Annotated in this window: 16 protein-coding genes; 3 read left to right on the top strand and 13 right to left on the bottom strand. The window is 61.9% G+C overall.

Annotated elements, in window-relative coordinates; translation table 11 throughout:
- Positions 1-130, bottom strand: a 130-nt coding sequence (locus KP701_RS10100; protein ID WP_215747097.1) for a DUF1656 domain-containing protein, incomplete at its 3' end; no start/stop codon positions are given.
- 232 nt (positions 131-362) lie between these two features.
- Here KP701_RS10100 and KP701_RS10095 point away from each other — a divergent pair.
- Both KP701_RS10095 and KP701_RS10090 read left to right on the top strand, forming a co-directional pair.
- On the top strand, positions 363-845 hold the full coding sequence (locus KP701_RS10095; protein ID WP_215747092.1) for a MarR family winged helix-turn-helix transcriptional regulator: 483 nt from the start codon (positions 363-365) through the stop codon (positions 843-845).
- A gap of 15 nt (positions 846-860) precedes the next feature.
- Positions 861-3,032 carry an FUSC family protein gene (locus KP701_RS10090; RefSeq protein WP_215747091.1) on the top strand — a complete coding sequence of 724 codons (2,172 nt, stop codon included), beginning with the start codon at positions 861-863 and terminating at the stop codon, positions 3,030-3,032.
- A 16-nt stretch (positions 3,033-3,048) separates the two neighbouring features.
- Here the strand turns inward: KP701_RS10090 and KP701_RS10085 are convergent, their stop codons facing one another.
- The 12 genes from KP701_RS10085 to KP701_RS10030 all read right to left on the bottom strand — a co-directional run bounded on the left by KP701_RS10085 (position 3,049) and on the right by KP701_RS10030 (position 16,975).
- Positions 3,049-3,741 carry a GntR family transcriptional regulator gene (locus KP701_RS10085; protein WP_215747090.1) on the bottom strand — a complete coding sequence of 231 codons (693 nt, stop codon included), beginning with the start codon at positions 3,739-3,741 and terminating at the stop codon, positions 3,049-3,051.
- A gap of 74 nt (positions 3,742-3,815) precedes the next feature.
- Entirely contained in the window at positions 3,816-7,424 is a 3,609-nt protein-coding gene (putA, locus tag KP701_RS10080; RefSeq protein ID WP_215747089.1) for a bifunctional proline dehydrogenase/L-glutamate gamma-semialdehyde dehydrogenase PutA, read from the bottom strand.
- Positions 7,425-7,513: 89 nt separating this feature from the next.
- The gene (locus KP701_RS10075; RefSeq protein ID WP_215747088.1) at positions 7,514-8,527 is read right to left on the bottom strand and encodes a P1 family peptidase; all 1,014 of its coding nucleotides are present in this window, start codon (positions 8,525-8,527) and stop codon (positions 7,514-7,516) included.
- A gap of 13 nt (positions 8,528-8,540) precedes the next feature.
- Positions 8,541-9,305 (bottom strand): ABC transporter ATP-binding protein, encoded by a 765-nt coding sequence (locus tag KP701_RS10070; RefSeq protein WP_215747087.1) that lies wholly within the window; start codon positions 9,303-9,305, stop codon positions 8,541-8,543.
- On the bottom strand, positions 9,302-10,120 hold the full coding sequence (locus KP701_RS10065) for an ABC transporter ATP-binding protein (RefSeq protein WP_215747086.1): 819 nt from the start codon (positions 10,118-10,120) through the stop codon (positions 9,302-9,304). Before KP701_RS10065 ends, KP701_RS10070 begins: the two co-directional genes overlap by 4 nt.
- Positions 10,117-10,932 (bottom strand): ABC transporter permease, encoded by an 816-nt coding sequence (locus tag KP701_RS10060; protein ID WP_215747085.1) that lies wholly within the window; start codon positions 10,930-10,932, stop codon positions 10,117-10,119. The genes KP701_RS10065 and KP701_RS10060 overlap by 4 nt, the downstream gene beginning before the upstream one ends.
- Positions 10,929-11,873, bottom strand: a complete 945-nt coding sequence (locus tag KP701_RS10055) for an ABC transporter permease (RefSeq protein ID WP_252345536.1) — start codon at positions 11,871-11,873, stop codon at positions 10,929-10,931. Before KP701_RS10055 ends, KP701_RS10060 begins: the two co-directional genes overlap by 4 nt.
- A gap of 5 nt (positions 11,874-11,878) precedes the next feature.
- Positions 11,879-13,366 carry an ABC transporter substrate-binding protein gene (locus KP701_RS10050; protein WP_371818948.1) on the bottom strand — a complete coding sequence of 496 codons (1,488 nt, stop codon included), beginning with the start codon at positions 13,364-13,366 and terminating at the stop codon, positions 11,879-11,881.
- 93 nt (positions 13,367-13,459) lie between these two features.
- Positions 13,460-14,038 carry a membrane integrity-associated transporter subunit PqiC gene (locus tag KP701_RS10045; RefSeq protein ID WP_371818947.1) on the bottom strand — a complete coding sequence of 193 codons (579 nt, stop codon included), beginning with the start codon at positions 14,036-14,038 and terminating at the stop codon, positions 13,460-13,462.
- Between the two features lie 44 nt (positions 14,039-14,082).
- The gene (locus KP701_RS10040) at positions 14,083-15,042 is read right to left on the bottom strand and encodes an MlaD family protein (RefSeq protein WP_215747082.1); all 960 of its coding nucleotides are present in this window, start codon (positions 15,040-15,042) and stop codon (positions 14,083-14,085) included.
- Positions 15,042-15,809 (bottom strand): ABC transporter ATP-binding protein, encoded by a 768-nt coding sequence (locus KP701_RS10035; protein ID WP_215747081.1) that lies wholly within the window; start codon positions 15,807-15,809, stop codon positions 15,042-15,044. The genes KP701_RS10040 and KP701_RS10035 overlap by 1 nt, the downstream gene beginning before the upstream one ends.
- A 2-nt stretch (positions 15,810-15,811) precedes the next feature.
- Entirely contained in the window at positions 15,812-16,975 is a 1,164-nt protein-coding gene (locus tag KP701_RS10030; RefSeq protein WP_215747080.1) for an ABC transporter permease, read from the bottom strand.
- A gap of 301 nt (positions 16,976-17,276) precedes the next feature.
- On the opposite strand from KP701_RS10030, the gene KP701_RS10025 reads away from it, so the two are divergent.
- Positions 17,277-18,203 (top strand): glycosyltransferase family 2 protein, encoded by a 927-nt coding sequence (locus KP701_RS10025; protein WP_215747079.1) that lies wholly within the window; start codon positions 17,277-17,279, stop codon positions 18,201-18,203.
- The last annotated feature ends 12 nt before the right edge of the window (positions 18,204-18,215 follow it).

Genomic DNA, 18,215 nt, shown 5'->3' with positions numbered 1-18,215 from the left:
GCCAGAACCATCCCAGCGCACCGGTGCGCCACAGGATGCTCCGAAGCAGTAACGTCACAAAGACCGCCGCTACGGCATAAATGGAAAGCGGTGCAACGAAAACGCCAAACAGGTCAACTTCAGCCAGCATCAGGGACCGACCCCACCGTCAACCACCAGACTGCCACCCGCCAGACTGTAAGACAATTCGAACACAACGCTCCTCGCTCAGCCTCATCGACTCCCACTCAGTGAAAAAAGAGTCGGTGGGTGATATGGATCAAAAACTGAACCTCCTGACGAAAATGTCAACAGGATCTGTTTTCAATTGTGATGGTGTCATATAATCTATTGCCATGTCAACAGATGAGGTGTCAGCAGAAATGACCGTCCAGTACGATCCGTCCATTCTTCGGGACAGCAGTTTTCATGACATGGGGCTGACCTTTCATGTCCTGCGACTGTCGAGCCTGTGGCGGGCGCAGCTGGACCGTCTCCTGCGGCCCGAGGGCATGACGCTCGCGACAATGCGGCCCATGGCGTACCTGATGGTGATGGGAAACGGGATGAAGCAGAGCGATCTGGCGTCCGTCATGGGCGTGGACAGTTCGGCGCTCGTGCGGGTTCTGGATCATCTGGGGCGGGAAGGGCTGATTTCGCGGATGCCCGATCCACAGGACCGTCGCTCCAACCTTCTGGTTCTCACGGAAGCCGGGTGTGAGCGGTGCCGTCAGTTCCACCGCATCGCAGCGAGTCTGGAAGCCCGTCTGACCGAGGGGCTGCCTTCGGATGCCGTGGCGATGCTTCGCAGCCAGCTTGGTATGATGGAAGGGAAATTTTCCCTCTCCGGTTTTTCTTCCCCCTGATTTTCCGGACCTTTCATGCGCAATCCTTTTCGCCAGCTTTTTTCTTTCGACCGCAACAGCGTGCGGTGGCGGAATTTCGTCTTAACGGCGGCTTTTACGGCCAGGGTGTTCCTGTCCATCGGCATTGCGCTCTTCCTCGCGTTCATGATCCAGCTGGAATCGCCGATGAGTACGGTGACGACCGTCCTGATTGTCGCGAACCCGACCGTGGGCGCGCTTGTCTCCAAAAGTGTGTGGCGTATGACCGGAACGGTGATCGGCGCGGCCCTGAGTACGGCTGTCATGGCCATGTTCGTGCAGTCTGCCGTTCTCTATTTCATGGTGCTTTCGGCGTTCGTGGGGCTGGCCTGCATGACGGCGACATGCCTGCGCTATTTCCGGGCCTATGCGGCGGTTCTGGCGGGTTACACAATCATCATCGTGGCCGTTCCCGCGTTTGCCCATCCCGAGAATATTTTCATGTCCGCCATGATGCGCGTTTCGGACGTTGCACTTGGAATCGTGGTGACGGCAGCAGTGTTCATGGTGACGTCGCCCCGCAGACGTCAGGGCACGATGGACGCGCTTTCGGAGGCGTTCCGCGAGACGATCCGTCATGCCCTGGTGTTTCATGAAGGGCTGATGAACCGTTCCGGGGGGCGGGATGCTCCGGGCTCGGAACCTGTGGGGACTGAAGGGGCTTTCAGGAGCCTTCCGCAGACAATCTATGACGGACGGCAGCGTCTTTTGGGGCAGCTGGCACGGCTTGGACCGGCTATTGAATACGCAGCAACGGACAACCCCGATATTCATGCCGGGGTGCGGGGATACCGGCTCGCCGTCAGTCGCATGACGGGGCTTGTCGCGTCCTATCATCCGTACTGGCGTAATCTGGGAGTAGCAAACCCGCTCTCGGCGCCTGTTCATCGCGAGATCCGTGACACGCTGACCCGACTTCTCGTCCTGACGGAAACCGCCGGATGGATTGAGCGGCCGCAGGGTGTGCTGGCCTGTCTGGAAGAATCGCTCGGGCGGCTTGAGGTTCTGGAAGGAGGAGCGACATCCCCTGCGGTTCAGGCGTCCGTCGATAATGTTCGCGACATTCTTCTTCAGCTTCGTGAGACGGTTCTGGACCTGTCCAGCCCGCGCGGCCCGCATGTTCGTGTCCGGGTGCTGCCTTATCTGGAATGGATGTCGGCGATCTATAACGGGCTGCGCGGCATGCTGATCGCCTTTCTGGCCTGCATGATCTGGTACATCACCTATTTCCCGACCGGGCCGATGATGATCATGTATGTGGTCGCGGCATCAAGCCTGCTGTCCACGGCCCCCTCGGCGGCAAGGGCCAGTCTGCCGATGGCGATCGGGACGGCGCTGTCGGTTCCGGCCTGCTGGCTGTGTCATATCGCCGCGCTTCCCCGCGTGGACGGATATCCGATGCTCTGGCTGTCGGTTTGTGCCTGCATGCTGCCGGGCGTGTGGCTCCAGTTCCATCCGCGTTATGGGGTAGGGGCCTTTGGCTACACGGTTTTTCTGGCCATGCAGTTGATGGTGACGAATACCATGGTGGTCGATGACATCACGCTCATCAATACATGGCTGGCCATCCTGATGGGATGTGCGTTGCTGGTTCTGGTGTTCCGGGTGATCATGCCGGCCGATCAGCGGCTTTATGCCTCGCGGCTCGTCATTTCCCTTGGGCGCTCGCTTCAGAGCCTCTCGGCCCGGCCTGCTGCGAAGGTGCCGTCCTGGATGGCGTGGGAAGGGACGCAGATCCAGAAGGTCTCCATCCTGTTGATGCGTCTGTCTCTGGTCGCGTCTCCGATCGATCGTCAAGGTTATGTGGATGGTGCGTTTGCTGCCCTGTCACTCGGGCGTCTGCTGATCCGCCTGCGACAGGCTGTGGAACCGGCGGGATTGAGTGCTCATGAGAGGGAGGCTCTGGATATGGCGCTTGCGTCCTTCAGGACGCTGCGCCGGGATCCCGTCAGGACGGCTGCGTCTCTCATGGCGTCCGCCCGGCTGATCGGGGCGGACGAGGCTTCTGGTATGGAAGGGCTGTATCGGGTTCGTCTGGTGTCGTGTCTGGAGCAGATCGCTCATATCATCGACAGTATTCCGGGCTTCTTCCATGCGGATGGACCGTTGCATCTCTGGTATGACGAGCGGGGGCCTGCGACGCTGGTTGCGGTCAATCCGGCGCGGTAAGGAGGCGCGGTGAGGATCAGGTCGTTGTTCGCTGGCGGATGACGTCCAGCGACAGGGAGGCGGCTTCCAGAATATGCTGCTTTGTCAGGCGGCCGAGCTCCTCGCCGTCGCGGGCGCGGCAGGCCTGAAGGATCTGGAAATGTTCGGCGTCGGTCGCGGTTTTCCGACCCGGCAGTTCCAGATGGGCGCGGATATAGCGGTCGAGCCGGGAATGCAGGTCGTGGATCATGCCGTATAGTCGCGGGCGCTGTGCCGCGGCATAGATGGCGCCGTGAAACTCCCAGTTCAGACGCCCGGACTGTTCCATGCCATGGGTGCCCCCTGTTCCGCTGACAAAGGCCTCATAGGCGTCCTCGATCCGCGCCAGATCGACACGGGTGAGGGACGTCATCGCCAGTCCGGCCGCCATGCTTTCCAGCGAGGCGCGGATGTCCGAATATTCCAGAATATCCGCCTCGCTCAGCCCCGTGACCACAGCGCCACGATGGGGCAGGAAGGCGATCAGGCCTTCCGCCTCAAGCTGTTTGAGGGCCTCGCGGACCGGGATGGTCGAGACGCCGAAATTGCGGGCAAGTTCCGACTGTCGCATCGGCTGGCCATCGGTCAGGATGCCGTTCGTGATGGCACGGCGCAGGGCTTCGGCGATTTCGAGCGAGGCCGAGCCGCTTTTCGTATCAACAGGAGTGAAAATCGGCTCGGCTTCGCTCATGGGGTTGGTCGTCCGTCAGTTAGGGGCGATCCTCTTAGCATGATCGTAACGAACGATCATGTCAGGCCCTGTCATTATCCGATGGTCATCAGGCTGGCATTGCCGCCTGCTGCCGTCGTGTTCGTGCTGATGACCTTTTCCTGAAGCACCCATTCAGGGCGGATCGGGCTTTTTGCGTCCAGCATGTGGAGTTGAACGACTATGCCCGAACGCGACAGGGCCGTGCGGGCCTGTTCTGCCATCTGCTTCTCTTCCGGAGACGCAAGGATCGTCCGGCATCCCGCAACACGCCCGCCCTGCGTGCGGCGGATATGCAGCGCAAGGGCATCGGGAAGATCGGATACCCAGTCCGAAGCCACGTTGGGCCCCTGAACGAACGCCGTGTTTCCACCGCTGAGGGCGAGGCCCACGGCGCGGAGCATGGTCTCGCGGTCGCTGGCGATGCACAGGACGGCGCCACGCGGCAGAAGCTGATACAGGTTGGTTTCGCCGACCGGGCCGGGAAGTTCGCGCGTGGTGCCGCACATGCCATGCTGCATGCCATCCACGATTGTCTGATAGAGCGGAAAACTTGTCCGCATCAGCCAGGACAGGAACAGGCGTGCGGGCTCAGGCAGTTCCTGATTTTCCCAGCCTGTATGGTCAGGGACCATGCTCATCAGGCGACGCAGGATCAGCGGACCACCGGCTTTCGGCCCCGTGCCCGACAGCTTTTCGCCACCGAAAGGCTGGCTGCCCACAACCGCGCCGACCATGTTGCGGTTGACGTACAGGTTTCCAGCCTCGATGCGCGAGGTGACATGCGCCATGCGGCTTTCGATCCTTGTGTGCAGACCGAAGGTCAGGCCATAGCCGGACTGGTTGATGGCGTTGATCAGGGCCTCGAAGCCGCTGGATTCAAAGCGCAGGACATGCAGGACCGGTCCGAAGACTTCGCCATTGAGGTCCGCCAGACTGTCGATCTCGATGATCGTCGGGGCGATGAATGTGCCGTTCGATGTCGTGTCCGGTAGGGGGAGGGACCAGACGGCACGGTTCTGTGCGCGGGATGCGTCGATATAGGTCTGGATGCCCGACTGGGCTTCGCCGGAAATGACCGGGCCGACATCCGTGTGCAGTTCCGCCGGATTGCCCACGCGCAGTTCTTCGACCGCACCACGCAGCATGGTCAGGACGCGATCGACGCAGTCTTCCTGAACGCACAGGACGCGCAGGGCGGAGCAGCGCTGGCCCGCACTGTCGAACGCTGAGACCAGAACATCCGCGACCACCTGTTCGGTCAGGGCGGAACTGTCCACGATCATGGCGTTCTGGCCGCCGGTCTCGGCTACGAACGGAACGGGCTGCCCGTCCGCGCCGGTGCGTCCGGCCAGCGTGCTGGCAATCAGGCCGGCCACGGCGGTGGAGCCGGTGAACATCACGCCCGAAATCCGCGGATCAGCCACAAGGGCCGCGCCGGTCTCACCCGCACCCGGCACAAGTCGAAGGGCGTTTTCCGGAACGCCGGCTTCGCGCAGAAGGGCGACGGCGCGCAGGGCGATGAACGGTGTTTCCTCAGCCGGTTTTGCGACGACCGTGTTGCCAGCTGCCAGTGCAACCGAAATCTGTCCCAGGAAAATGGCGAGAGGAAAGTTCCACGGGCTGATACAGGCGACGATGCCGAGCGGCGTGCTGCTGCCTGCCTGTGCCGTCTCGCGGGCCTGCACGGCGTAGTACCGCAGGAAATCAACGGCTTCGCGGACTTCGGAGAGCGCATTGGCATAGGACTTGCCCGCTTCGCGGACCAGAAGGGCCATCAGCTCGCTCTGATGATCTTCCAGCAGATCCGCTGCACGATCAAGCTTTGTGCTTCGTGCGTCGGCGGACAACGTCGCCCATGCCGCGCCTTCGCTTTCGGCCGCATCAATGGCCTTGCGGACATCCTCTTCGGTTCCGAAACGGACACTGCCGATCCTGTCCGAATGGTTGGACGGATTGCGGATCTCCTGCGTCTCACCCGAGCAGGACAGGTCTTCCAGAATTTGTTCTGCGGAGGTGCAGACGGCTTCGGCCAGAGCCGTGACGGTGTGTTCGTCAGTCAGGTCCAGTCCGCGGGAATTGGTGCGTTCGGGCGCGAACAGGTCCTTCGGCAGGGCAATGGCCGGATGTGAGGCGCCCGGCGGCTGGACGGCTTTTGCGAGCGCGACCGGATCGGCGATCAGGGTCTCGATGGGCAGGCTTTCGTCGCCGATCTGGTTGACGAAGGACGAATTGGCGCCGTTTTCCAGCAGGCGACGCACCAGATAGGCCAGCAGCGTTTCATGTGAGCCGACCGGGGCATAGACCCGGCACGGGCGGTTGAGCTTCTGCGGGCCGACGACTTCGTTATAAAGCGTCTCGCCCATGCCGTGCAGACACTGGAACTCGTAGTCGCCGATCTGGAAGTTCAGGCCAGCCAGCGTGTAGATCGTGGCCAGCGTGCGGGCGTTATGGGTCGCGAACTGCGGGAAGACGACATCGCGCGCCGCCAGAAGCTTTTTCGCGCAGGCGATATAGCTGACATCCGTGTAGCATTTGCGCGTATAGACCGGGAAATCCGTCTGGCCTTCGACCTGCGCTTTCTTGATTTCGCTGTCCCAGTACGCGCCCTTCACCAGCCGGATCATGAGGCGGTGTCCGCTGCGGCGGCCGAGGTCGATCAGATAGTCCAAGACCTTCGGGGCACGGCGTCCATAGGCCTGCACGACGATCCCGATGCCGTTCCAGCCGTCCAGTTCCGGGCAGTGGCACAGATCTTCGATCAGGTCGAGCGAAAGGTCCAGACGTTCGCTTTCTTCGGCGTCGATATTGATGCCGATGTCATAGCGGCGGGCCTGAATGACGAGGTCCTTCAGCGTCTGGCCGAGTTCTTTCAGCACGCGCTCGCGCTGGGCAAAGGCATAGCGCGGATGCAGGGCCGAGAGCTTGATGGAAATCCCGGCCTTCTCATAGACATTCGCGCCGCGTGCAGTCTGGCCGATCACATCGATCGCGCGTTCGTAGTCACGGCGATAGCGCAGGGCGTCGGCTTCGGTCATCGCCGCTTCGCCGAGCATGTCGTAGGAATATTTGAAGCCGCGGTCTTCGGGTTCCGTGCTGACCTTGCGGGCTTCCTCAATGGTTTCGCCAATGACGAACTGCTCGCCCATCATGCGCATGGCGATGTCGAGTGCGCGACGTACCAGCGGCTGGCCCCCACGTCCCACGAGGCGGAACAGCGCGGCGGCGAGGCCCTCATCCGTGTCGTTGGTCAGCTTGCCCGTCAACATCAGCCCCCAAGAGGCCGCATTTACGAAAACGGATTTTTTGCCGCCAACATGGGACAGCCAGTCTCCCGTTCCGATCCGGTCGCGGATCAGGGCGTCCCGGGTCGCGGCATCCGGAATCCGCAGTAGGGCCTCGGCCAGACACATCAGGGAGACGCCCTCGGCGGAGGACAGCGAGAATTCCTGCACGAGGGCTTCAACGCCGCCCGGGCGACGCTGCGTGCGCAGGGAGCGGGTCAGATGGCGGGCGACGTCAAACGTGTTCTGCTGTTCCGTTTCGGTCAGCGTGGCCTGTTCGATCAGCGGAAGGATGCACTCTGCCTCGGGCCTGCGCATGTCTGCGGCGATGGCCTGACGAAGAGAGGAGCGGACTGGATAGGACGGCACAAAAGTTGACATGGACTCAGCCTCGGACACGACACTCGGTCTGAGTTCTATAATCATATACGATCTCGAATAAAATATATGAAATGAGGGTCAGATCATTTTTATGGCGTATCTTTGCATCCGAAGCGTTCGTGCCATGTCGGGAGTGCGGCGCTCCCGGGAAGAGGGGACGCCTCGTACACGCCTCGGGCGATGGCGCGGGCCGTGACCTGGGTGGCGGCATGGAGGATTTCGGTCCAGTCCTGACGGAGGGGAGCGGGTTTGTCGCAGGTCGAGACGCCGATCATGGCGTCCCCGTCCAAGGGTAGATGGGCTGGAAACACGCCCCGTGCCACGCCATCCTGTGCCAGCATGGCGAGGCGTCTGGCCTGCGTCTTGGTCAGGGTGGCGTCCGTGACGATAAGGCCGATCGTGGTGCCGGTGACGGAGGCCCATTTGGAACGCAGGCGCAGATCCTCGGCTTCCAGATGTGCGGGCATGCCCAGGCCGCCGAATTCGTCACCCTGCTCGAAAGGCGCGCCCCAGAAATGGGGGCCGTCGCCGATCGTGGCCGTTCCGACGGCATTGACGGCGACCAGTGCGGCCACGCGGTGCCCGGCGGGTGTGATCGCGCTCGCCGAACCCAGCCCCCCACGCAGAGTGGCGGTCGTCGCGCCGGTACCTGCGCCAGCCGTGCCCAGCGCGAAAGCTCCGTCGCGGGCGCTGGTCGCGGCCTGATGGCCCATTTCGGCATAGGGCGAATAGCGGCCCCATGTCGTCTGTCCGCCCTGTGGCAGATCGTAAAGACTGGCCTGTACTACGATGGGTACGCGGATGGTGCCCTGCGGCAGAGGCGTGTTGTCGAACTGCTCGCGTAGCCAGGCCTGAACACCGGTTGTCGCGTCCAGCCCATAGGTCGAGCCACCTGACAGGACGACCGCATGGATGTGTTCGACCATGTTTTCCGGCTCCAGCAGCGCGGTTTCCCGCAGGGCTGGCGCGCCGCCCGGGAAACTGCCGGAGGCGATGACGGGGCGATCGAACAGGATCGCCGTCACGCCCGTGCGCAGGTTCAGATCCTGGCAGTGACCCACGCGGATGCCGGGAATGTCGGTGAGAAGGTTCAGACAGGTCATGACGCCTCGCGGGTCAGTAGGTGTTTTCAAGAAGCGCCTTTGTGGCGGGCTGCGTGGGTGCATCCAGAATATCTGACGCCGCGCCAGATTCCACGATCCGGCCCTGATCCAGAACGGCGATATGGTGTGACAGATGGCGGATGATGGCCAGATCGTGACTGACGAAAACATACGACAGTCCATGCCGCTTCTGAAGATCGAGCAGCAGGTTCAGGACAATGGTCTGTGTGGAGACGTCCAGCGCGGAGACGGCTTCATCGGCGATGATGACGGAAGGACGCGTGATCAGGGCGCGGGCGATGGCGATCCGCTGTTTCTGGCCGCCGGAAAAGGCTCTCGGGTAGCGGCTGGTGATATCGGCGGAAAGGCCGACGTTCTGGAGGGCTGTGCGGATGCGGGCGTCCCGATCCGGGACAGGACCGAGCGCTTCCCCCACGATATCACCGACCGTCTGACGTGGATCGAGCGCGCCAGCCGGGTCCTGAAAGATCATCTGGATCGCGGGGCGGATTTTCTTCCGCATGGGCCCTGATGCGGTCGCGAAATTCTGCCCCTGATACAGGATCTGCCCTTCATCGGGCGCTATAAGGCCGCTGAGGATACGACATAGGGTGGATTTTCCGCTTCCCGAGGCCCCGATGATCCCGAGCGTCTGGCCAGCTTTCAGGTCAAGGCTGATGTTTTTCAGAATGGGGAGGCGTGCAGATCGCGTGAAGGAAAAACCCTGTCGGCCTGTCCTTCCATACGTCACATTCCTGGCCTGAAGGATCGGGGTCATGACGGCGCCGTAAAGATGGGCAGGGGCGTAAGCGGCGTGCGGGCCGCGCCGTGCAGGGACATGGCCAGAAGCGCCTGCGTGTAGGGATGGCGTGGGGCGTCAAACACGGAGGCGGTGGCGCCCTGTTCCACGCAGGCGCCGTCTTTCATGACCAGAACATGATCGGCGTGATGGCGCACCAGGCCGAGGTCATGGGAGATCATGAGGACGGCCATGCCCTGCGTCTCGCAGCGGCGCGTTACGAGGGCCATCATCGTGGCCTGGGTACGGGCATCGAGTGCTGTGGTGAATTCGTCCGCGATCAGGAGTTCGGGCTGGCAGGCCAGTGCCATGGCCAGAAGGACACGCTGCCTCTGGCCGCCCGAAAGCTGATGGGGATAGGCGCGTTCGCTAACGCCAGCTTCAGACAGGCCGACCTGCTCCAGAAGCATCCGCATTTCCGTGTCGATCTCGTGTCGGGAGAGCGTCGTATGGAGGCGAAATGTGTCTCCGATCTGGGTCCCTATACGGCGCGTGGGGTTCAGGGCCGTCATGGGTTCCTGAAAGACCATGCCCAGTCTTTTGCCCCTGATCCGGCACCAATCCTGTTCGGAGAGCGTGGAAAGCTCCGTGTCTTCAAGCCGGATGCTCCCGTGAGCCTGAAAACCGGGGGGCAGAAGTCCCATCAGGCTCAGGGCAAGCGTGGATTTTCCAGAACCGGATTCTCCGGTAACGGCAAGGATCTGTCCCGGTTCAAGCGTGAAGGAGACGTCATGCAGGGTCGGCCGGTCCGGGCTCTGGACGCCCAGACTCCGGACATGGAGCAGGGAACTCATGGGGTGTGCTCCTCATGGGCTGCGTCCAGCGTATCCCGCAGGCCATCCCCGAACATATTGAAGCCCAGCACGAGCAGCATGATCGTTACTCCCGGGATGGCGACCAGGAGCGGATGATCGAAGATATGGATCTGATACGATGCCAGCGCGCGTCCCAGATCCGGGCGAGGCGGCGGCGCGCCCAGACCGAGATAGGATAGTCCGGCATCGGACAGGATCGCGAGGGCCAGCGAGGATGTCGCCTGGACTGTCAGGAGCGGCAGGATATTGGGCAGGACATGTCGGCGCATGATGAAAACCGGGCCACGTCCGGCCAGTCGGGATGCGGCGATATAGTCCTGAATGAGGATGGAACGGGCGGCCTGCCGGGTGATGCGGATCTGGGCCGGGAGGCCAAACAGGGCAATGGCAAGGATTTCACCCGTGGCGGAGGCACCAAGAGCGGTGACGAGAAGGGCGGCGATCAGGATGGGCGGGAAGGCCAGGCCCAGATCGGCCAGTCCCATGATGGCTCTGGCGGATCGGGTCGCCGCGATCAGGCCGAGTGCCGTCCCCACAATTGTGGCGAGGCAGACGGAGATCGCGGCGATCGTCACGCTGCTGAAGGCTCCGGTCAGGACATTGACCAGCAGGTCGCGGCCGAAAGGATCGGTTCCGAGCGGATGCAGCGGGGATGGCGGCGCATAACGGTGCAGGACGTCAATGGCCGGCGCGTGACCGCCATCGAGCAGCGCAGTGACGGCTGCGGGGAGCAGGACAATTCCGAGCAGGATGCTGCCTGCCCGGAGCGTCCGGTTGGAATGCGCCTTCACGACGGGTCTGCTCCAAGGCGCGGATCCAGCCAGCGCACAAGGAGCGTCATCAGGAAGTTGAGGAGCATTACCCCCGCGACAATCAGCATGACGAGGTTCTGCACGACGGGAATGTCGCGCTGGTTGACGGCCTCCAGCAGGAGCTTTCCACAGCCGGGCAGGCTGAAGACGCTCTCGACGATGATGGTTCCGGTTACAAGGACAGGAAGCTGGATCCCGGCCAGGGTCAGGACGGGGATCAGAGCGTTGGGCAATGCGATGCGCCATAGAACGCCGCGTCTGCTGTAGCCCTGCGCGCGGGCCGTGCGGAGGAAATCCTGCGACAGGGTTTCGATCAGGGACGAGCGCATGAAACGCGCCGTGATGGCGGCCTGCGGAATGGCGAGAGCTATGGCGGGAAGGGTGAGGGCCCTGAGCGCCGGGAGGGCGCCATCATGCCAGCCGGGAAAGCCGCTGGAGGGCAGCCAGTGCAGGGTCAGGGAAAACAGGAACGTCATCATCATCGCCAGCCAGAAATCCGGGATGGATTTGAAAAGCTGGACGAATCCCATCAGTCCCGTATCAAGCATTGTTCCGCGCTTCGCGCCCGCCATTACGCCGAGTGGGATGCCTGCGCCCAGAGAAAGGAGCATGGCAAGGAGAATGAGGGGCAGACTGCTCTGCAGGCGTTCGTCGATCAGGCTGCTGACAGGGACGTCATAAATGTAACTCCGGCCCAGATCGCCACGGAGGAATGCGCTGATCCAGTGCGCATATTGCGCAGGCAGGGATGATTCCAGCCCCAGTTTCTGGTGCAGGGCGGCCAGACTTTCGGGGCTTGCATCCATTCCGAGCATGACCGCTGCGGGGTCGCCGGGCAGCAGGTTCATGGCCGCGAAAATGACGAGGCTTGCGACAATAAGGAGAAGCAGCCGTTCCAGTGGGATGCGGAAAGCAGCCATGCCCGTCATGGCGCCCAGGAAACGCCGGCGACCGGACAGCCTGCAATGGGCTGGTTGGTCCACAGCCCCTTAAGGCGCCGGTTCATGACGGTTTCGCGGGGGATCGCGAACAGGAAGACATTGGGCTCGTCCTGTGCGAGCTGTTCCTGCATCTGCACGGAAAGCTGATGCCGCCGGACCGTATCCGCCGTCGCTTCGTACTGTTCTGCGAGCCCGTGAAAGACGGGGCTGTGATAGTGAAAATAGACGGGCGTGCGGTCATAGATTGCGATGTCATGGGGCTCGGTATGGGCGATGACGGTCATGTCGAACTGGCCCTGTCCGTAAACCTGACCCAGCCATGTCGGCCATTCCACGGGCTGAAGCGTCACGATCAGCCCGACCTGTTCCAGATAGGCGGCAATGAGTTCGCTGCTGTCCCGCGCATAGCCGATGGGCGGGAAGGTCAGGGTCAGATGCATGCCGGGTGCCACGCCCGCCTCTTTCAGCAGGGCGCGGGCATGCTCCGGATCGTAGGGATAACGGTCGGGCAGGGGAACATAATCAGGATCATCCGGCGCGATATGGGATTGCAGAAGCGTCCCGTCTCCGTCGGCTACGGCCTGGATCAGCGCCTTGCGGTCAATGGCCTGTGCGATGGCCTGCCGGACACGGATATCGCTGAACGGGCGTCGGGCGTTGTTGAGCGCGAGAATGGCCTTGAAGGGAAAGCTGCCCCGGACGACCTGCAACTGCGTATTTCCGGTAAAGCGGCTCAGGATTTCTCGGGACGGGAAAGACGGATAGGCATCCAGCTCCCCGGCCAGCAGCGCGTTACTGGCGGAAAGCGGATCGGGCATGAAGCGGAACGTCACCGATCTCAGGGCGGGGCTGGCACCCCAGTAATCCGGATTGCGGGTCAGGGTCAGGTGGTCCCCGCGCCGCCATTCACCGAACATGAACGGCCCCGTGCCGACGGGATGGCTGATGTTCTGGTCCACGGACGCCGGCGAGAGAATGGCGGCATCGTTCCAGGCAAGCTGATAGAGGAAACTGCCGTAAGGATGCTGAAGCCGGATACTGACATGCTGGCTGTCCGGGCATGAGATGTTGGTGATCTGGCTGAAAATGGCTCTGTGCGGGTTGGTGCTGTCCGCCGCACCGGCCCGGAGCAGGGAAAACTTCACGCTGTCGCAGGTCAGGGGTGTGCCATCGTGGAAACGCACGCCGTCATGAAGCGTGAAATCATAGGTCAGACCGTCTGGCGAGATATGCCAGTCCTGCGCCAGGAGGGGTGTGAGGGCGCCGTGTTCGTCCAGCCGCATCAGCCCCTCATAGATGTTGCCGTATGTCACCATCCCGATGGCTTCGCTGGAGCCGCGCGTCGGATCCAGGCCCGGCGGTTCGATGGCCAGACCGATCGAGAGCGTATCGCGCGCATCGGCCGCCCGCGCCGTCCCGGGGAGGTGAGACGCCGGAAAGCCGACCGCGAGAACGGTCAGGAGAATGAACACGGTTTTCAATCAGGCGCTCCGCGAATTTGCAGCCTCAGGGCGCAGGATCACGGAAAATAGGGCCTTCGTCGCCTGAGCGAAAGGGGCTGCGCTTCAGGGACGCGGGCTGGTGCTGGCGATCCGGGCAGCGAGCTGTTCGACGAGGGTCCGGGTCAGGGCGACCTTGCCGCTGTCGGTCGTCACCGAGCCCTGTGCGGTGAAGGAGCCACGGCTGCGCTGGACGGGCTGGTGTTCGTCCGAGGGGATCAGCGCCCAGTCGGCGGTCAGGGCACCCTGACCACTGCTGTCGAGATCCAGTCGGCTGATATTGACTGCAAGACGCAGGGCCGGTGTTTCGGCCAAAGGCTGCGTGGTCACGACATAGCCTGGCCAGTCCTGTCCCAGATGGGCGGCAAGAAGGTCGGTCACGCCCTGGGACAGACGGCTTCCCCAGCGTCCGTTGGGGCTGCGGTCAAGCTGGTCGCCGTGGCGTATCAGAATATCCTGACTGTCGAGATAATCCGGGAGTGTGACATGCGACACGTTCAGAACCGGGGCCGATGCGGGTAGGGTGCCGCTGTTCTGCGCAATGGCGGGGGCGCCAAGCGTGTAGAACTGCATGGGTGGCGCGGCACAGCCTGACATCAGGGCGAAGGCCAGAAGGGCTGCGGATCGGGTCATGAGCCGTGTCACGGGTTTGGTCTCCGGAAGGAACAAAGGACGTCGGAACTGTCTGCTCATGGCCGGCGTCCTGTGAGGAGAAGCTGAGGATTGCGCTCCACATCCGTGGCAAAACCACGCAGGGCAGACGCGGCGGCGGCGATATCGCGCAGGCTTGCTTCGAGATTGGCGCGATCGGCAGAGCGCGGGGACGTCATGCTCTCCAGATTGGCCAGACTCTTCGTGGCCTGCTGGACGGCGTCGTTGCTGTTCTGCAGGACGGCATGGAGTTCATGGCCGCGTGCATTGAGCTGGGTCGTGCCCTCATTGGCCAGCCTGTCCACACTGAGCAGCGTCCGCGTCAGGACGGGTTCGAGCTCCGTCACCGTCTTGCGGGCGGCATCGACCATGTTCCGGCTGTGATCGGAAGTGTCACGGATGCTCTGCACGAGTGCTGGAAGTTCTTTGTCGAGCTGGTCCGAGAGCTGCCGGACCGATGCCAGCGTCGCATCGGCGTTCTCGCCGATCTGCTTCAGCGGCAGGTCCTGAAGGCTCTGCGTCATGGCCGCAATGGTGGACTGCCTGGTCGGAATTTCGGTGATATGCGCGATATCGGGATGCAGCACGGCCGGGGTCGAAGGCGCGAAATCCAGATCGATTTCAGACGTGCCGGTGACGAAGCTCTTGAGGTTCATCTCCCCGCGCAGTCCCTGCTGGACAAGGTCTTCCATGCTGGGGCGGTGATGGCTGTTGTTCGTCAGGATGATATTATCCGGCCGCATCGTGACGAAGACGGGGATATAGGCGTCTTTTGTGGCAGGATCGTACTCGATGACGACGCGGTCTACCGCACCAACCTGAACGCCTCGGAACGTGACGGGCGCACCGACAGTCAGGCCCGAGGATGCGCCATGGAACACGAGAACGGCTTTTTCCGTCCGGCTGAAAGGATGGAAATTGCCGAACAGGACGAACGCCGCGACAATCAGACCCGTTCCTCCAAGGACGAAAGCGCCGACAAGAGCCTGCCTGTTCATCACGTGTTTCCTTCTTCGTCGCGTTCACGGTGCATGAAGGCATGCACCTGTGGATCGGTACAGTGATCGCGCAGATCACGGGGCGAGCCGTGGGCGATCGGAGTTTTTGTCTTGGCATCCAGAAAGATGCCGTCATCCGCGATATGGAACAGGCTCGACAGTTCATGGCTTACGATGATGATTGTCGCTCCAAGCCCGTCCCGCAGGTTCAGGATCAGGTCATCGAGTCGGGCGGAAGTGATTGGATCGAGGCCGGCCGAAGGCTCGTCGAAAAACAGGATGTCCGGATCAAGTGCCAGGGCACGGGCCAGACCGGCACGTTTGCGCATCCCGCCGCTGATTTCCGACGGATAGAGATCAATCGCCTGCAACATGCCGACAAAACCCAGTTTCAGTTCCACGAGCCTGCGGATGACATCGGGTTTGAGGTCCGTGAACATCTGCAGGGGCAGGGCGATGTTCTCGCCGATCGTCATGGAACTCCACAGCGCGCCACTCTGGAACAGCACGCCGAAGCGGTGGTTCAGATCCGTGCGATGGGTTTCGCTTCCGGCCCAGTAATTCTCATCCCCGACATGATATTCGCCGGCGGACGGGCGCAGCAGGCCGATCATGCTCTTGAGAAGCGTGCTCTTGCCGCAGCCCGAACCCCCCATGACGGCGAAGATGCTTCCCTTGCGTACGTCGAGCGAGATGTTTTTCTGGATGATCTTGGGGCCGAAGGAGAGCGTGATATCGCGCAGGGACAGGACGGTCTGGTCAGGCATGGTCAGATCCCCAGAACATCGGCGATGACGGCGAAGATTGCGTCGATTGCGATAACGCCCACGATCCCCACCACGACAGCCCGTGTGGCAGCAATGCCCACATCCGCGGCCGAGCGGCCGGCCTTCAGGCCGATCCGGCAGCTTGTCAGACCGATGAAGGCTCCGAAGACGAGGCTCTTGGTGAAGCCGAAAATGAACTGGCCGATATGGAAGGCGGTGATGGTCTGATGGAAATAGCCCGCCGCCGTGATGTCCAGCATCGAGATGGCCACGACGAAGCCGCCCAGCATGCCAATCAGGCATCCGTACAGGTAAAGGAACGGCATCGTGATGATGAGGGAGAGGACGGCTGGCAGGATCAGATAGGTTGAGGTCGGAATGCCGAAGACGTTCAGGGCATCGATTTCCTCATTGCCCTGCATGGTGGAAATCCGTGCGGCATACGCGCCACCCGTGCGTCCGGCCATGATGATGGCGGTCATGACGGCGGCCATCTCACGCACCATGGCAATCCCGACCAGACTGGCCACATAGATGCCGGCGGCGAACTTCTGAAGCTCGACAGCGCCAACGAATGCCAGGATCGCACCAATCAGGAAGTTGACGATCCCCACGATGAGCAGGGCGTACGGACCGGCATCGGCCGTATTGGCCAGCAGATCGACCATGCGCATGCGGCTGCGGCCGAGGAGCGTCAGGAGTGCGCCCTTTGCCGTCAGCGCGCCCAGTTCGGTGACCACGCCGACTTCCGTCATCGATGCGATGGCGTGATTGCCGACTGTTTCCAGAAAAGGGGTGCGGGCCGTCTTGTGATGGACGGGTTCGTCGGGGACTTCCGGCAGCAGTTCGAGAAGCTGGCGCATCGGGCCGGGCAGCGTCTGCATGTCCAGACTGATGCCAGCGTCATGGGCGACGCGCTTGAGATCCCACAGGAACGCCACAAGCCCGGTATCCCAGACCTGAAGATCGGATGTCTGGAAGGACAGATGGGCGCCGGGCGCCTTTTTCAGCCCGTCTTTCGGGAAAACGGGAATATTGCCGGCCCGCGCCTGCCAGGTACCGCTCAGAACCATGACCGGCGCGGTCTGCTCTCCCTGCAGATGCCACTGCGGCGTTCTGTCTGCGGGCTGTGCGGCTGATGGTCCTGTCGTGGTCTGATCTGTCATGGACTCTGCATTTCCGGTCCTGACATCCCCTGATGCTGCAAAAGAGCGGAAAGGCTGGCGGGAAGTGACACTAAAAGAAACAACTGGCTGGCGGTTACGGGCGAGACGGGGTGGAAATCCGATCGCCGTCCTGATGTGGCACCTTATCGGCTGCAGGCAAAAGATCAATGCTCGCGAAGGGTTCTGACATGGATCGACTGTATCCGAAGAACGTTGTTCTTTTCCTGACGGGAGGGCTGACTGTTACGGAGATATTTCTGTTATGCTCATTCTGTCACGATTTGGAACCTGAAAACCCTCTATGGCCAGCCAGCTTTCCCTGATTGTCCCGTTCTGGAACGAAGAAGCCGCCATCAGCCATTTCGTACGGAGCATCCTGCCTGTCCTTGACGGGATCGCGGACACTGACTGGGAAATCGTCTGCGTCGATGACGGCAGCAGCGACGGCACCCTGCGGGAACTGATCGGGTTTTGCGAAACCGACCGGCGGTTCAGGGTGCTCGAACTGTCGCGCAATTTCGGCAAGGAAGCCGCGCTGACGGCCGGTCTCGATGCGGCGACGGGAGATGCGGTCATCATCATTGACGCCGATCTTCAGGATCCGCCCGAGATCATCCCGAAAATGGTGCAGGCCTGGCGCGATGGTGCGGAGGTCGTGCTGGGCAAACGGATCGACCGGTCCAGTGACAGTCTGCTCAAGCGCAAGACGGCATCCTGGTTCTATGCGCTGCATAACCGGCTTGCCCATATCCGGATTCCGGAAAATGTGGGGGATTTCCGCCTGATGGACCGATGCGTGGTCGAGGCACTCAAAAGGCTGCCCGAACGCCAGCGGTTCATGAAAGGCCTGTTCGCCTGGGTTGGCTTCCGGACGGTCAGCATCGATTACGTCCGTGCGCCCCGTGCGGCGGGCATGACGAAGTTCTCTGGCTATTCCCTGTGGAATTTCGCCCTGGAAGGCTTCACCAGCTTTTCCTCCGCCCCTATCCGGCTGTGGACCTATCTGGGAACGGCAGGTGCGCTGCTCTCCATGTTTTATGCGCTTTTCATCGTGTTGCGGACGATCGTCTGGGGCAATCCCGTGCCGGGTTATACATCCCTGTTCGTGGCGATCATTTTTTTCAGCAGTGTACAGATCATCAGTATCGGCATGCTGGGGGAATATATCGGCCGTATTTACATGGAGACGAAGCAGCGCCCGATTTACGTGTTGCGTCGCACGTACTGACGGGTCGAATGC

Source organism: Gluconobacter sp. P1C6_b (assembly GCF_018811945.1).
In the GTDB taxonomy this organism is placed as follows: Bacteria; Pseudomonadota; Alphaproteobacteria; order Acetobacterales; family Acetobacteraceae; genus Gluconobacter.
This window is presented reverse-complemented; position numbering and strand designations above follow the sequence as displayed.

Coding starts and splice junctions, on each gene's coding strand:
- KP701_RS10095 (WP_215747092.1), top strand. CDS start 363: ATGACCGTCCAGTACGATCCGTCCATTCTTCGGGACAGCAGTTTTCAT.
- KP701_RS10090 (WP_215747091.1), top strand. CDS start 861: ATGCGCAATCCTTTTCGCCAGCTTTTTTCTTTCGACCGCAACAGCGTG.
- KP701_RS10085 (WP_215747090.1), bottom strand. CDS start 3,741: ATGAGCGAAGCCGAGCCGATTTTCACTCCTGTTGATACGAAAAGCGGC.
- putA (WP_215747089.1), bottom strand. CDS start 7,424: ATGTCAACTTTTGTGCCGTCCTATCCAGTCCGCTCCTCTCTTCGTCAG.
- KP701_RS10075 (WP_215747088.1), bottom strand. CDS start 8,527: ATGACCTGTCTGAACCTTCTCACCGACATTCCCGGCATCCGCGTGGGT.
- KP701_RS10070 (WP_215747087.1), bottom strand. CDS start 9,305: ATGACCCCGATCCTTCAGGCCAGGAATGTGACGTATGGAAGGACAGGC.
- KP701_RS10065 (WP_215747086.1), bottom strand. CDS start 10,120: ATGAGTTCCCTGCTCCATGTCCGGAGTCTGGGCGTCCAGAGCCCGGAC.
- KP701_RS10055 (WP_252345536.1), bottom strand. CDS start 11,873: ATGGCTGCTTTCCGCATCCCACTGGAACGGCTGCTTCTCCTTATTGTC.
- KP701_RS10040 (WP_215747082.1), bottom strand. CDS start 15,042: ATGAACAGGCAGGCTCTTGTCGGCGCTTTCGTCCTTGGAGGAACGGGT.
- KP701_RS10035 (WP_215747081.1), bottom strand. CDS start 15,809: ATGCCTGACCAGACCGTCCTGTCCCTGCGCGATATCACGCTCTCCTTC.
- KP701_RS10030 (WP_215747080.1), bottom strand. CDS start 16,975: ATGACAGATCAGACCACGACAGGACCATCAGCCGCACAGCCCGCAGAC.
- KP701_RS10025 (WP_215747079.1), top strand. CDS start 17,277: ATGGCCAGCCAGCTTTCCCTGATTGTCCCGTTCTGGAACGAAGAAGCC.